At 68.4% G+C, this 12,922-nt stretch carries 15 protein-coding genes; 13 read left to right on the top strand and 2 right to left on the bottom strand.

From position 1 onward, the window contains the following. Positions 1-418 precede the first annotated feature (418 nt). Positions 419-1,090 (bottom strand): MotA/TolQ/ExbB proton channel family protein, encoded by a 672-nt coding sequence (locus HB724_RS19485; protein WP_213982616.1) that lies wholly within the window; start codon positions 1,088-1,090, stop codon positions 419-421. Positions 1,091-1,366: 276 nt separating this feature from the next. Here HB724_RS19485 and flgB point away from each other — a divergent pair, with 276 nt between their 5' ends. The 13 genes from flgB to HB724_RS19420 all read left to right on the top strand — a co-directional run bounded on the left by flgB (position 1,367) and on the right by HB724_RS19420 (position 12,143). Then, entirely contained in the window at positions 1,367-1,720 is a 354-nt protein-coding gene (gene flgB / locus HB724_RS19480) for a flagellar basal body rod protein FlgB (RefSeq protein ID WP_213982615.1), read from the top strand. Between the two features lie 2 nt (positions 1,721-1,722). Next, positions 1,723-2,133 carry a flagellar basal body rod protein FlgC gene (gene flgC, locus HB724_RS19475; RefSeq protein WP_213982614.1) on the top strand — a complete coding sequence of 137 codons (411 nt, stop codon included), beginning with the start codon at positions 1,723-1,725 and terminating at the stop codon, positions 2,131-2,133. A gap of 1 nt (position 2,134) precedes the next feature. Next, the gene (locus tag HB724_RS19470) at positions 2,135-2,827 is read left to right on the top strand and encodes a flagellar hook capping FlgD N-terminal domain-containing protein (protein ID WP_213982613.1); all 693 of its coding nucleotides are present in this window, start codon (positions 2,135-2,137) and stop codon (positions 2,825-2,827) included. Between the two features lie 26 nt (positions 2,828-2,853). Continuing rightward, entirely contained in the window at positions 2,854-4,158 is a 1,305-nt protein-coding gene (locus HB724_RS19465) for a flagellar hook protein FlgE (RefSeq protein WP_213982612.1), read from the top strand. Between the two features lie 23 nt (positions 4,159-4,181). Then, complete coding sequence (flgF, locus tag HB724_RS19460) at positions 4,182-4,928, top strand: flagellar basal-body rod protein FlgF (RefSeq protein ID WP_213982611.1); 747 nt, start codon at positions 4,182-4,184, stop codon at positions 4,926-4,928. 13 nt (positions 4,929-4,941) lie between these two features. Continuing rightward, a complete protein-coding gene (gene flgG / locus HB724_RS19455; protein ID WP_213982610.1) occupies positions 4,942-5,730 on the top strand; it encodes a flagellar basal-body rod protein FlgG in 789 nt (262 codons plus the stop codon). Further along, complete coding sequence (locus HB724_RS19450) at positions 5,711-6,418, top strand: flagellar basal body L-ring protein FlgH (RefSeq protein ID WP_213982609.1); 708 nt, start codon at positions 5,711-5,713, stop codon at positions 6,416-6,418. The genes flgG and HB724_RS19450 overlap by 20 nt, the downstream gene beginning before the upstream one ends. A gap of 14 nt (positions 6,419-6,432) precedes the next feature. Next, the gene (locus HB724_RS19445) at positions 6,433-7,527 is read left to right on the top strand and encodes a flagellar basal body P-ring protein FlgI (protein ID WP_213982608.1); all 1,095 of its coding nucleotides are present in this window, start codon (positions 6,433-6,435) and stop codon (positions 7,525-7,527) included. Further along, positions 7,524-7,832: a rod-binding protein gene (locus tag HB724_RS20735; protein WP_213982607.1), complete on the top strand. Its 309-nt coding sequence runs from the start codon at positions 7,524-7,526 to the stop codon at positions 7,830-7,832. Before HB724_RS19445 ends, HB724_RS20735 begins: the two co-directional genes overlap by 4 nt. Beyond that, positions 7,829-9,169 (top strand): flagellar hook-associated protein FlgK, encoded by a 1,341-nt coding sequence (gene flgK / locus HB724_RS19435; RefSeq protein ID WP_213982606.1) that lies wholly within the window; start codon positions 7,829-7,831, stop codon positions 9,167-9,169. Before HB724_RS20735 ends, flgK begins: the two co-directional genes overlap by 4 nt. 5 nt (positions 9,170-9,174) lie before the next feature. Then, the gene (locus HB724_RS19430) at positions 9,175-10,071 is read left to right on the top strand and encodes a flagellin (protein WP_213982605.1); all 897 of its coding nucleotides are present in this window, start codon (positions 9,175-9,177) and stop codon (positions 10,069-10,071) included. A gap of 109 nt (positions 10,072-10,180) precedes the next feature. Then, on the top strand, positions 10,181-11,044 hold the full coding sequence (gene motA, locus HB724_RS19425; protein WP_213982604.1) for a flagellar motor stator protein MotA: 864 nt from the start codon (positions 10,181-10,183) through the stop codon (positions 11,042-11,044). 154 nt (positions 11,045-11,198) lie between these two features. After that, positions 11,199-12,143 carry a flagellar motor protein MotB gene (locus HB724_RS19420; RefSeq protein WP_213982603.1) on the top strand — a complete coding sequence of 315 codons (945 nt, stop codon included), beginning with the start codon at positions 11,199-11,201 and terminating at the stop codon, positions 12,141-12,143. Between the two features lie 163 nt (positions 12,144-12,306). Here the strand turns inward: HB724_RS19420 and HB724_RS19415 are convergent, their stop codons facing one another. After that, complete coding sequence (locus HB724_RS19415) at positions 12,307-12,816, bottom strand: TonB-dependent receptor (RefSeq protein WP_213982602.1); 510 nt, start codon at positions 12,814-12,816, stop codon at positions 12,307-12,309. Positions 12,817-12,922: the final 106 nt, after the last annotated feature.

Raw genomic sequence — 12,922 nt, 5'->3', positions numbered from 1 at the left:
CGCTCGGCCTATGGGTCGATCGCTTCACCAGCGACGGGATCGCGGGGCGCGAATCGCTCTCCCAGCTGATCTCCCTCAATCGCACGATAATGGATTGGCTGCGCGCCGCACGCCTCGCCCCCCGACCCCCTATTTCGACAACCCAGAAAAGGCGCCCGGCCCCCCCCCCCCCCCCCCCCCCCGTCCCCCCCCCGGCCCCCCCCCCCCCCCCCGCCCCCCCGGCGCCCGTCCCCCCGCCGAGCACCGCCCCGCGCGCCGCGCGGGCCCCCGGGGACTCGGCCCGGGGGGATTGGGCGGGGGGGCCGGGGCGGACTGGGCTCGCGCGCCTTCAGGTAGACGGAGGAGCCGACCGGGCGCAGCGACAGGTCGGCCAGCGTGATGAGCCAGACCGGACGGCCGGGGGTTTCCTCCTCGAAGGTCATGCCGCCACCTCATGCAGGTCGCGCCGCGCCGATGGCTCGATAGCGGCCAGCGCGGCCAGCGGCGCCGCCAGCCGTGCACGCTCCAGCGCCTCGTGCCGCGCGCGCCGCTTGAGCCGCGTCGCAATGGGAAGCGCGACCAGGTTGGCGAGCAGCGCGCCATAGAGCGTGGCGAGCAACGCCACCGCCATCGCGCCGCCGATCGCCGAAGTGTCGCGCATCGCGGAGAACATCCGCACCAGCCCGATCAGCGTGCCGACCATGCCCATCGCCGGCGCGATCTCGGCGGTGCCCGACCAGAGCTCATAGGCTGCGCGCTGCCGCTCGAACCGAGCGGTGCGGCGTTGCTCGGCGAGCAATTCGATCTCCCCGGGCGTGGCGCCATCCACCGCGGCGGCCACCGCGGCGGCCACGTCCGGATCGGCGATCACGGAGCGATCGAGCGCGATGACGCCATGCCGCCGGGCGATCCGGCTCAGCGCGCCGATCTGGTCGAGCAGCGGCTCGGCCCGGAAGGCGCGGCGCGGCAGCATGCGGAGCGCCGCGAAGCCGCGCGCCAGGTCGCCCACCGGCGTCCGCAGCACCATGGCGAGCGCGGTCCCGCCGCCGACGATGGCGAGCGCAAGCGGATCGATGAAGGGCGCAAGGCCGGGAAGGCTGGCGAAGTCCATGCGCTCGCATGTGCAAGGGACGGGCCAATATCGAGAGCCGCCCTCACCCTTCCGCGGCTCCGCCGCTCCCTCCCTCTCCCGTCGGGAGAGGGAAGGGGCCCGCCGCTGCAGGCGGTGGGAAGGGTGAGGGCAGAACAGCAGCCACCGGCATCCGCTTGCCGCCGCCCGGCAAGTCCTTGCCGCCCGCCCGCCGAATCCGCCCCTTCCTGCACTCCCCAGCCGAATTGGCACACCCATTGCAGAGATGCGCACGAACTTTTGTGCGGGAGACTGCCCATGTCCAACGACAGCCTTTTCGGCGTTCACGGCGCAGCGCTCGAGCTGCGTTCGCAGCGCATGGGCCAGCTCGCGTCGAACATCGCGAACGCGTCGACGCCGGGCTACAAGGCCAAGGACATCGACTTCAACGCGGCGCTCGCCTCGATCGACGCGCACGGCGGGTCGGTCGACAACGCGATCGACGGCAATACGCTCTACCGCGTGCCGCTCCAGCCGAGCCAGGACGGCAACACCGTCGAGCTCGCCACCGAACAGACCGCCTTCGCCGAAAACGCCGTCGCCTATCAGACCACGCTGTCGTTCCTGAACGGCCGCATCGGCCAGATCACGCGCGCGCTGAAGGGAGAATGAGCATGGGCGACCGGCCGCTTTCGATCTTCCAGGTCTCGGGCCGCGCGATGTCCGCGCAGCTCGTGCGGATGAACACCACCGCGTCGAACCTCGCCAATGCCGGCACGGTCGCGTCGAGCGCCGACGCCGCCTACCGCACGATCAAGCCGGTGTTCCGCACGTCGTTCGACGAAGCGAGCGGCATGTCCACGGTCGATGTCGAGCAGGTCGTCACCGCCGGATCGGAGCCGACCAGGCGCTACGATCCCGGCAATCCGATGGCCGACAAGGAAGGCAATGTCTGGGAGAGCGCGGTCGATGAGACCCGCGAGCTCGTCGACATGCTGGAGACCGCCCGTTCCTACCAGAACAATGTCGAAGTGATGCAGACTGCCAAGCAGCTCATCACCGACACCCTCAAGCTGGGTCGCTGATATGTCCGATTTCGATAGCACGCTCGCCTCTCTCGGCATCGGCCGCACCGGCTCCGCCGCGCAGCAGGCCGCCGCCTCGTCCAATCTCGGCAAGACCGACATGGACCAGAACGATTTCCTCCAGCTGATGACCGCGCAGCTGAAGAACCAGGATCCGTTCGCCCCGGTCGACAATACCCAGATGGTCGCCCAGATGGCGCAGTTCTCGCAGCTCGCCGGCGTCACCGAGATGAATTCGACGCTGAAGGCGATCGCGGACCGGCTGAACGGCACCACGCCCGGCGATGCGATGCAGTGGATCGGCCGCACCGTGCTGACCCCCGGCGAGACCGCCTATCCGCGCACCGACGGCTCGCTGGGCGGCACGCTCGATCTCGGCGCCGACGCGACCGACGTCAACGTCTCGATCTCGGATGCGAGCGGCCGGCTGCTCAAGACCGTCTCGCTCGGGCCCCAGAGCAAGGGCTCGATCGATTTCGAATGGGACGGCAGCACCGACAGCGGCGATCCCGCCGGCTCGGGTCCGTTCACGATTCACGCCGCCGCGCGCAACGCCGATGGCGGCGCGGTCAAGGTCACGCCGCTGGTCTGGGCGCCGGTCACCTCGGTCACGCTCGGCAGCGACGGCTCGCCCGTCCTCACCCTTCCCGGCCTCGGCCAGGTTCCCGTTTCCGCCGTTCGCCAGATCGGCTGAGTCCCCTCACGCACGGAGTATCCCGAATGTCCTTCTACACCAGCTTGAGCGGGCTCCAGGCCGCCCAGACCGACATGTCGACCATCTCGCACAATCTCGCGAACGTCTCGACCAACGGCTTCAAGCGCTCGACCACGACCTTCGCCGACGTGATCGCCTCGACCAAGGATTCGAACCCCAGCCAGATGGTCGGTTCGGGCACGGTGGTGCGCGGGATCCAGCAGCAGTTCAGCCAGGGCGGCTACAGCCAGTCGAGCTCGGCGCTCGATCTCGCGATCACCGGCGACGGCTTCTTCGCGGTGCGCTCCGATGCCGGCAGCGGCAATGTGATGTTCACCCGCAACGGCCATTTCACCCCCGATTCCGATCGCTACGTGACCGATGCGCAGGGCAACAAGCTGCTCGTCTATCCGGTCGACGGATCGGGCGCGGTGGTCGCGACCGGCCTCGATTCGGCGGTGCCGCTGCGCCTGCCGCAGACCAGCGGCACGCCGGAGGCGACGCAGAATGTCGGCCTGTCGCTCAATCTCTCGGCGAACGCCTCGATCCCGGCCGATGCCGCGCGGTTCGACGACACGCCCTATGCCTTCGATCGCTTCGATCCGGGCACCTACAACCAGTCGACCCAGACGACGATCTATGATTCCGGCGGCAATGCGCTGACGATGACCAATTATTTCGTCCGCGACAGCGCGCCGGGCGCCGGCGAGCCGACGAGCAGCTGGAAGGTCTATTCGTTTGTCGGCGACCAGCAGCTCGATGCCGATGCGGGCACCGACGGCATCCAGCCGATCACGCTCGACTTCGATTCGACCGGCAAGCTGACCGCGCCCGCCGCCCCGACCACCTTCAGCGGCTTCCTGTCGCCCGGCGCCACCGCCGAGCAGCAGATCACGCTCGATTTCGGCACCCAGACCACCCAGAACAGCCAGCCCTTCAGCGTCAACAACCGCACCCAGGACGGCGCCGCGGTCGGCCAGTTCGAAGGCATCTCCATCGCCGATGACGGCACGGTGAGCGCCAGCTTCTCGAACGGCGACCAGCAGCAGCTCGGCAAGGTGATGCTCGCCAACTTCACCAATCCTTCAGGGCTCCGCCAGCTCGGCAACTCGACCTGGGCGGCGACGGGCCTCTCGGGCGAGCCGATGGTTGGCGAGGCGAGCTCGAACGGCTTCGGCTCGCTGATGTCGGGCGCGGTCGAGCGCTCGAACGTCGACATCACCGAGGAGCTCGTCGCGCTGATCGCCGCGCAGCGCAATTTCCAGGCGAACGCCAAGGCGCTCGATACCGAGAGCCAGATCTCGCAGACCATCTTCAACATCCGAAGCTGAGAAGGGACTGAGGGAAACAGGCCATGGACAAGCTCGTCTACACAGCGCTTTCGGGGCTTCGCAGCCAGATGGCGTCGCAATCGACGATCGCGAACAACATCGCGAACGCATCGACGACGGGCTATCGCGCCGAGCGCGTCAATTTCGACCGTCTCGTGCTCCAGGGCCAGACCTTCCAGAGCCGCGAGCTCTCTTCGGAAGAGGTCAACGACTTCGACCGGCGCGCCGGCACGCTGGTCCAGACGGCGCGGCCGCTCGACGTGGCGGTGGCCGGCGACAGCTGGATGGCGGTGCAGGCCAAGGACGGCACCGAAGCCTATACGAGGCGCGGCGACCTGAACGTCGCCGCCTCGGGCGTGCTGGAAACCGGCGACGGTTTCCCGGTGATGGGGTCGGGGGGCCCCATCACCGTGCCGCCCTATCAGTCGATCGCGATCGCCGCCGACGGCACCCTCTCGATCGTCCCGCCCGGCGCCCAGCCGGGGCAGGAGCCGCAGGTGATCGACAAGATCAAGCTGGCGAGCCCCGACGGCAGCCAGACCGCCAAGGGCCTCGACAACCTCCTCCATGTGAAGGGCGGCGGCGTGCTGCCCGAGGACATGGACGGTCGGGTCCAGTCGGGCGCGCTCGAGCAGTCGAACGTCAACCTCACCGAAGCGCTGGTCGACATGATCCAGAACCAGCGCAGCTACGAAGTACAGGCGAACCTGCTCAAGGAAGCCAGGACCATGGACGAGAGCTCCGCATCGCTGATGCGGATGCCCGCATAAGGGAGTTTAGACGATGGGTTCATCGGCAATGCACATCGCGCGGACCGGGCTCGACGCCCAGGACATGCGCATGCGAGTCATCTCGAACAATCTCGCCAACGTGAACACGACCGCGTTCAAGCGCGATCGCGCCTCGTTCCAGACGCTCGCCTATCAGGTCGTCACCGCGCCGGGCGCCGCCTCCACCTCGGAGACGAAATACGCGACCGGGCTCAATCTCGGCACCGGCGTCCGCATCCAGGGCACCAGCCGGATCGAGACCGAGGGCTCGCTCCAGACCACCGGCGGCGCGCTCGACCTGGCGCTGGACGGCAACGGCTATTTCCAGGTGCAGATGCCGGGCGGCACGCTCGGCTATACCCGCGCCGGCAATTTCTCGCGCTCGCCCGAGGGCCAGCTCATCACCAGCGAAGGCTATCAGGTGATGCCCGGCATCACCTTTCCCGACGGCACGACCAACATCACGATCGGCACCGACGGCACCGTCTCCGCCACCGTGCCCGGCCAGACCGAGGCGACCCAGATCGGTCAGATCCAGGTCGCCAGCTTCCCCAATGCCGCCGGCCTCCAGGCGACGGGCGACAATTACCTGATCGAGACCTCCGCCAGCGGCACCGCCAATCTCGGCATCGCCGGCCAGGACGGCCGCGGCAATATCCGCCAGGGCATGCTCGAAGGCTCCAATGTGAACGTGGTCGAGGAGCTGGTCGACATGATCGAGACCCAGCGCGCCTATGAGGTCAATTCCAAGATGATCTCGGCCGCCGACGAGATGGAAAAATATGTCAACCAGAACATCTGAGCGGCTTGCCCGCCTCGCCGCCGGCATCGCCGTGCTCGCGCTTGCCGCGGGCGCGGCGCCGGCCCAGGCGCAGATCCTCGGCATCGGCAAGAAGAAGCCCAAGGAGGATTTCTCGGTCACCATGCCCGTCGCGGCGCCGGTGGCCGCGCCCGCCAATGGCGGCATCTTCCAGGCGAGCGACGGCTATGCCGCGCTCTACGAGGGCCAGCGCGCGCGCCGCATCGGCGATCCGCTGACGATCGTGCTGGTCGAGAAGACCAGCGCCTCCAAATCCTCGAGCTCGAAGCTCGACAGCGGCGGCGGCTTCTCGCTCACCCCGCCCTCGACCGGCAATCTCTCGCTGTTCAAGCCCACCGACGCCACCGTCAGCGGCGCGCGCAACTTCCAGGGCCAGGGCGCGGCGGACCAGTCCAACGCGCTCTCGGGCGAGATCAGCGTCACCATCGCCGCGGTCTATCCCAACGGCACGATGCTGGTGCAGGGCCAGAAGCGCGTCACGCTCAATCGCGGCGACGAGTTCGTCCAGATCAAGGGCCTGGTCCGCGCGGCGGACATCGATGCGAACAACCGCGTGCCCTCCACGCGCGTAGCCGACGCCCGCATCGCCTATACCGGCAAGGGCGACGTCGCCCGCGCCAGCCGCCAGGGCTGGCTCAGCCGCTTCTTCCAGATGCTCAGCCCCTTCTGATGCGGAGCCCGCACATGATCCGTCTCGCCATCGCCTTCCTCGTTTGCCTGTTGGCCGCCAGTCCGGCCATGGCGCAGCGCGTCAAGGATCTGGGCGGCTTCCAGGGCATCCGCACCAACCAGCTCACCGGTTACGGCGTGGTCGTCGGCCTGCCCGGCACCGGCGACGACAATCTCGAATATACCGTCCAGTCGATGAAGAGCGTCGCCTCGCGCTTCGGCCTCCAGCTTCCGCAGGGGGTGGCACCCGGCCTCAAGAACGCGGCGGTGGTGATGATTACCGCCGATCTGCCGCCCTTCGCCAAGCCGGGGCAGAAGCTCGACATCACCGTCTCGTCGATGGGCAAGGCCAAGTCGCTACGCGGCGGCACCCTCATCATGACACCGCTCCAGGGCGCCGACGGCCAGATCTATGCGATGGCGCAGGGCAATCTCGCCGTGGGCGGGCTCGGCGCGGAAGGTGCCGACGGATCGAAGATCGTCGTCAACATCCCCTCCACCGGCCGCATCCCCGAGGGCGCGACGGTCGAGCGCACCGTCGACACCGGCTTCGACAAGTCGCCCTTCCTCACCTTCAACCTCGCCCGCGCCGATTTCACCACGGCGCAGCGCGTGCAGGACGCGATCAACGCCCGCTTCGGCACCGGCCGCGCGCGTGCATTGGATGGTGTCTCGATCGCGGTCCAGTCGCCCCCGGGCGCCGATGTCCGCGCCGAAATGATGAGCGAGATCGAGAATCTCACCGTCGAGGCCGCCGAGGCGCCCGCCCGCGTGATCGTCAATGCGCGCACCGGCACCGTGGTCATCAACTCCGCCGTCCGGGTCAGCCCGGCGGCCGTGACCCATGGTAAACTCACCGTTCGTATCGATGAGGCGCAAAAGGTCAGCCAGCCTCTGCCGTTTAGCAAGGGCGAGACGATGATGGAGCAGCACAGCACCGTCGGCGTCGAAGAGGAGAAGAAGCCGATGTTCCTGCTCCAGCCCGGCCCCAAGCTCGCCGATGTGGTGAAGGCGGTGAACGCCATCGGCGCCTCGCCGGCCGATCTCGTCGCGATCCTGGAGGCGCTGAAGGAAGCCGGCGCGCTCAAGGCGGAGCTGATCGTCCTGTGAGCGCGCCCATCGCCTCACCCGCCGCCGGCGGCATCGGCCTCGATACGTCACGCCTCGCGTCCAAGGAGAATCTCCAGGCGGCGGGGCAGAAGTTCGAATCGATCTTCACCGGCATGATGCTCAAGTCGATGCGCCAGGCGAAGCTCGGCGACGGCCTGTTCGACAGCAAGGGCGAGGACCAGTTCCGCGACATGCAGGACCAGAAGCTCGTCGAGAGCATGGCCGCGCACGCCCCGATCGGCATCGGCAAGGCGATGACCGACTTCCTCTCGAAAGCGGCGGATAGCGAAGGAACGAAGCCGTGAGCGACCTGCTTTCGATCGGCGCCACCGGCGTCCGCGCCTATCAGACGGCGCTGACCACCACCTCCGAGAATATCGCGAACGCGGGCACCGTCGGCTATTCGCGGCGGACGACCGTGCTCAACGAAGTCGCGGCGCCTTCCTCCGTCACTTCCAGGATCCCGAACGGCCTGGGCGTCGTGGTCGGCGGCGTCACCCGCGCAGCGGACCTGTACCGTTCGGCCGAGGTCCGCACCGCCGGCTCCGATCTCGCGCGCAGCGAGGCGGGCGCCGCCTGGCTCGACCGGATCGACGGCGCGCTCTCGGACAACAAGCTCGGCGACCGGCTGACCGCCTTCTTCGCCTCGACCAAGGCGATCGCCGCCGACCCTTCAGCCCTCGCCCCGCGCGCGACGACGCTGGAGGCCGCGCAGAGCGTCGCCACCGCCTTCTCCGCCACCGGCGCCGCGCTCTCGGCCGCCGCGTCCGATCTCGACGCCAGCGCCGATGCCGCGACCACGCAGCTCAACGGCCTGTCGGCGGCGCTCGCCAAGGTCAATTCGGGCCTCAGCCGTGCGCAGGCCGGCAGCGCGGCCAACGCCACCCTGCTCGACCAGCGCGACCAGATCCTCGAATCGATGAGCGCGATCACCGACGTCTCGGTATCGTTCGACGGAATCGGCCGCGCCACCGTCAAGGGCGGTGGCGAGGGCGGGCCGGTGCTCGTCCAGGGCGTCGACTCCGCCACCGTCTCCTATGCCCGCAACGGGGAGGGCGCCGTCGCCTTCACCAGCCGCTTCGGCAACGCCACGACAACGCTCTCGCCAAGCGGCGGCGCGCTCGCCGGCTATGCCGATGGCGCGCAAAAGATCGCCGCGGCACAAAGCCAGCTCAACGATCAGGCCCAGGCATTTGCCGATGGCGTCAACGCGGTCCAGGCCGCCGGCGTCGATCTGAACGGCGATCCCGGCCAGCCGATCTTCCAGGTCGGCGATCCGCCCTCGAACCTGACGATGGTGCTGAACGATCCGCACGGCATCGCCGCCGCCGCGCCGGGCGCCGGCACGCGCGACAACAGCAACCTCGCCGGCTTCGATACGCTGCGCGCCACCGGCAATGTCGAAGGCGCGATCATCGACATGACCGCCGCCAACGGCGCCGCGCTTGCCGCCAAGCGGGGCGTCGCCGAGGCGCAGGGCGCGATCCGCGACAATGCCGTCGCCGCGCGCGATTCGGTGAGCGGCGTCAATATCGACGAGGAAGCCGTGGACCTCATGCGCTTCCAGCAGGCCTATCAGGCATCCAGCCGCGTGATCCAGGTCGCGCGCGAAACCTTCCAGTCCATCCTCGAAATCCGGTGAGCCCGATGCGCGTATCCACCAGCCAGATGTTCGACCGCCCGTTGTCGCTGATGACCCAGCTCACGGCCCAGGCGGACAAGGCGCAGACCCAGATCGCGACGACCAAGAAGATCGACGGCGCCGCCGACAGCCCCACCGCCTGGCTGCGGCTCCAGGGCCTGGCGCGCGCGGGCGCGGACGACACCGCCTATGGCGCGAACATCAAGCTCGCCCAGGGCATCCTCGCGCAGAGCGACGGCACGCTCGACAGCGTGCAATCGCAGCTCACCCGCGCCAAGGAACTCACGCTGGAGGCGAGCAACGGCACGCTCACCGACGAGAACCGCCTCGCCATCGCCGAGGAGCTCGATTCGATCCGCGATTCGCTGTTCGGCCTGGCCAACACCAAGGACGTGCGCGGCCAGCCCCTGTTCGGCAGCGCCACCGGCGACACTGCCTATGCGAAGGCGCCGGACGGCACGATCAGCTTCGTCGGTGCCGGCGATCCGGCGAAGATCCCGGTCGGCGACGGCGATGCGATCCAGCCCTCGATCGGCGGCGCGCAGGCATTCGCGGCAGGGAGCAGCGACATGTTCGCGGTGCTCGCCCATCTCTCCGCCGCGCTCAAGGCGGGCGGCGACATCAGCCAGGCCTCGGCCGACGCGATCACCGGCGTCGACGCCTCGCTCGACAGCGTCGCAGCGGCCCGTGCCTCGGTCGGCGCCCGCGCGGCGCGGCTCGATCTCTCGGCCGACCAGCTGGTCGATGCGGGCGAGGCGCGCGAAAGCGAGCGCTCCGGCCTGGAGGATACCGACATCCCCACGGCGATCACCCAGCTCCAGAAGACGCTGACCGTGCTCCAGGCGACCCAGGCGAGCTTCTCCAAGCTCTCCAGCCTCTCGCTGTTCGATTATCTGAACTAAACCCTCTCGTTAACCATCTTCACCCGCGAAACCGGCGCAAGAAACCGGCGAAGCGGCCGTTAACCGAGATACTAGGGCCGATCGCGGCGACGGGGGGAACGCAAAGCGCATGTATCCGCTGATTGGTCTTGTCGTGCTGCTGGGCATGGTGTTCGGCGGCTTCACCATCACCGGCGGCGCCCTCGGCCCCGTGATGGAGGCCATCCCGCATGAGATGCTCATCATCGGCGGCGCCGCGCTGGGCGCGCTCATCATCGGCAATTCGATGAAGGAGCTGAAGGCGCTCGGCGGCGGCTGCATGAAGGTCTTCAAGGGGCCGAAATACAAGAAGCAGGATTATCTCGACGCGATCTTCCTGGTCTCGAAGCTGATGAAGATGCTCAGGACCGAGGGCCCGATCGCGCTGGAGCCGCATGTCGAGGATCCCAAATCCTCCGCGCTCTTCGCCGAATATCCCCGGCTGCTCGCCGATCACGCGCTCATCAACCTGATCGCCGATACGCTGCGCCTCGTCGTCGTCTCGTCGGGCACGCTCGACGTGCATGCGGTCGAGGAGGTGATGGATAATGCCATCAAGACCCACCACCACGAGGTGCAGGGGCCGCAGACCACGCTCCAGTCGCTCGGTGACGCGCTGCCGGCGCTCGGCATCGTCGCGGCGGTACTCGGCGTGGTGAAGACGATGGGCTCGATCGACAAGCCGCCCGCGATCCTGGGCGCGATGATCGGATCGGCGCTGGTCGGCACCTTCATGGGCGTGCTGCTCGCCTATGGCATCGTCGGTCCGCTCGCCAGCCGCCTCCAGCAGGTGATCGACGCCGACGACGCGATCTACCACACGGTGAAGCAGATCATCATCGCCTCGCTCCACGGCCATCCGCAGCCGCTGGTGATCGAGGCGGCGCGCTCGGGCATCGCCCATGCGAACCAGCCCGGCTTCGCCGAGGTGTTCGACGGGCTCCGGGGGCGGTGATGTTCGCGCGACGCCGCGACGACGCGACGATGCTGGCCCTGCGTTCGAGCCGGCACGGCCTCTCATATCTCGTTGACGCGAAAACACTGCCCCGGGCGATCGCCCGTCGCGCCGTCGCGGCGGCGCACGAATCAAAAGCAAGGCCCGCAAGCTGATGGCCCGCGCTCCCCACGGATCGAACCAGCCGCCGAAGATCATCGTCAGGAAGATCTTCATCGAGGGCCATGGCGGCCATCACGGCGGCGCGTGGAAGGTCGCCTATGCCGATTTCGTGACGGCGATGATGGCGTTCTTCCTGCTGATGTGGCTGCTCGGCGCCACAAACGAGAAGCAGCGCAAGGCGCTCGCCGATTATTTCGCGCCCACCCTGGTCCAGTTCAAGCAGAACAGCGCCGGATCGAACGGGCTGCTGAGCGGCGACGCGATCAACGCGCAGGAAAACTATCCCAACCGGGCAGGCCAGACCGGCACCCGATCGATGACCGTCCCCGTGGGCGGCGCCGGCGGCCGCGACGTGGGCACCGGCGACAAGGGCACGCTCAAGGACCAGCGCGCGCTCACCCAGCAGGACCAGAAGAATTTCAGCGAGACGACCAGGCGCATCCAGGCCCGGATGCGCGCCACCCCGGCGCTCGCCAGGCTCGCCAACCATATCCGCTTCGTCCCCACCCGCGACGGCATGCGGATCGACCTGCTCGACGACGCGAACTATTCGATGTTCGATCTGGGAACGACCGCGCTCGTCCCCGATGCCAGCAGCCTGATCGGCACGATCGCCGAATCGATCCAGGGTCTGGAGAACCCGATCATGATCCGCGGCCATACCGACAGCCTCGGCTATGGCGATCCCCGGAACATGAACAACTGGATGCTCTCCAGCGGCCGCGCCGAGGCGACCCGCCGCCGGCTGCTCTCGGGCGGCGTGCCCGAGACGCGCTTCGAGCGGATCGAAGGCGTCGCGGACCGCGAGCCGCTGATCCAGGACACCCCCACCGACCCCCGCAACCGGCGGGTCGCGATCACCCTGCTCTATCGCCGGATCCTCGATCAGGATGCCGATGGGCGCTTGCGGGGCGGCAAGACGGCAGGACGGTTCTGACCCCCGCCGCATGAGCGGGCTCCCGATCCTCCCCGGCACGGGGAGGGGGACCAGCCGCAGGCTGGTGGAGGGGGCGTGCCGCAAGCGATTCCCGTGTGGAGAACCCCCTCCTCCACCACCGCCTTCGGCGGCGGTCCCCCTCCCCGTGCCGGGGAGGATCTACCTAGAAAAACAGCTTCCGGATGCTCAGCCGCACGCTCCGGCCGGTCGGATCGAGCAGGTCCGGCTGGTAGCTGAGCGGCACCGCGCCGGTCTGGTCGGTCACGCGCTGGCGCGAGTCGAGCAGATTGTCGACCGACAGCGTCACGCGCATGCCGCGCAGCCAGCGATGCTTGCGCACCCGGCTGAGCTGCTGGCCCATATCGGCGAAGAAGCGCAGGTTGAATGTCGCCAGGCTGCCGAAATCGAGCTGCTCGGTGTTGGTCAGTCCGGTGAACACTTCGGTCCCGCTCTGCCATTTGCCGATCAGCCGCGCGCCCAGCCCGTCCTTCGAAACGCCGGCCTGCGCCTCGATCTGGTGCTCGGGCTGGCCGCCGCTGCTGCCGGTCGCGCCGCCATGCAGCAGGTCGATGACCGGCAGGCCGTCACGGATGTTCACCTGATTCTTGAAATACCAGGTGTGATAAAGGCTGAACTGGATACGCCCGGCAAGCGCTCCGTTGGGGCCGCCCATGCCGCCCCCCCCCGACACTGGTCCACCGCCGACACCCAGGGGACGCCCCCCCCCGCCCCCCCAAAACCCGCGCGCGGGAGAACAACCGCTGAGGTCCCAGTCCACA

It is taken from the genome of Sphingomonas sp. dw_22, assembly GCF_018449795.1.
Classification (GTDB): domain Bacteria; phylum Pseudomonadota; class Alphaproteobacteria; order Sphingomonadales; family Sphingomonadaceae; genus Sphingomonas.
The sequence above is the reverse complement of the archived record's forward strand: the minus strand, read 5'-3'. Positions and strand labels throughout refer to the sequence as shown.

What these genes read in the sequence shown, in the direction of transcription:
- HB724_RS19485 (WP_213982616.1), bottom strand. Translation starts at nt 1,090, where the DNA reads ATGGACTTCGCCAGCCTTCCCGGCCTTGCGCCCTTCATCGATCCGCTT.
- flgB (WP_213982615.1), top strand. Translation starts at nt 1,367, where the DNA reads ATGTCCAACGACAGCCTTTTCGGCGTTCACGGCGCAGCGCTCGAGCTG.
- flgC (WP_213982614.1), top strand. Translation starts at nt 1,723, where the DNA reads ATGGGCGACCGGCCGCTTTCGATCTTCCAGGTCTCGGGCCGCGCGATG.
- HB724_RS19470 (WP_213982613.1), top strand. Translation starts at nt 2,135, where the DNA reads ATGTCCGATTTCGATAGCACGCTCGCCTCTCTCGGCATCGGCCGCACC.
- HB724_RS19465 (WP_213982612.1), top strand. Translation starts at nt 2,854, where the DNA reads ATGTCCTTCTACACCAGCTTGAGCGGGCTCCAGGCCGCCCAGACCGAC.
- flgF (WP_213982611.1), top strand. Translation starts at nt 4,182, where the DNA reads ATGGACAAGCTCGTCTACACAGCGCTTTCGGGGCTTCGCAGCCAGATG.
- flgG (WP_213982610.1), top strand. Translation starts at nt 4,942, where the DNA reads ATGGGTTCATCGGCAATGCACATCGCGCGGACCGGGCTCGACGCCCAG.
- HB724_RS19450 (WP_213982609.1), top strand. Translation starts at nt 5,711, where the DNA reads ATGTCAACCAGAACATCTGAGCGGCTTGCCCGCCTCGCCGCCGGCATC.
- HB724_RS19445 (WP_213982608.1), top strand. Translation starts at nt 6,433, where the DNA reads ATGATCCGTCTCGCCATCGCCTTCCTCGTTTGCCTGTTGGCCGCCAGT.
- HB724_RS19430 (WP_213982605.1), top strand. Translation starts at nt 9,175, where the DNA reads ATGCGCGTATCCACCAGCCAGATGTTCGACCGCCCGTTGTCGCTGATG.
- motA (WP_213982604.1), top strand. Translation starts at nt 10,181, where the DNA reads ATGTATCCGCTGATTGGTCTTGTCGTGCTGCTGGGCATGGTGTTCGGC.
- HB724_RS19420 (WP_213982603.1), top strand. Translation starts at nt 11,199, where the DNA reads ATGGCCCGCGCTCCCCACGGATCGAACCAGCCGCCGAAGATCATCGTC.
- HB724_RS19415 (WP_213982602.1), bottom strand. Translation starts at nt 12,816, where the DNA reads ATGGGCGGCCCCAACGGAGCGCTTGCCGGGCGTATCCAGTTCAGCCTT.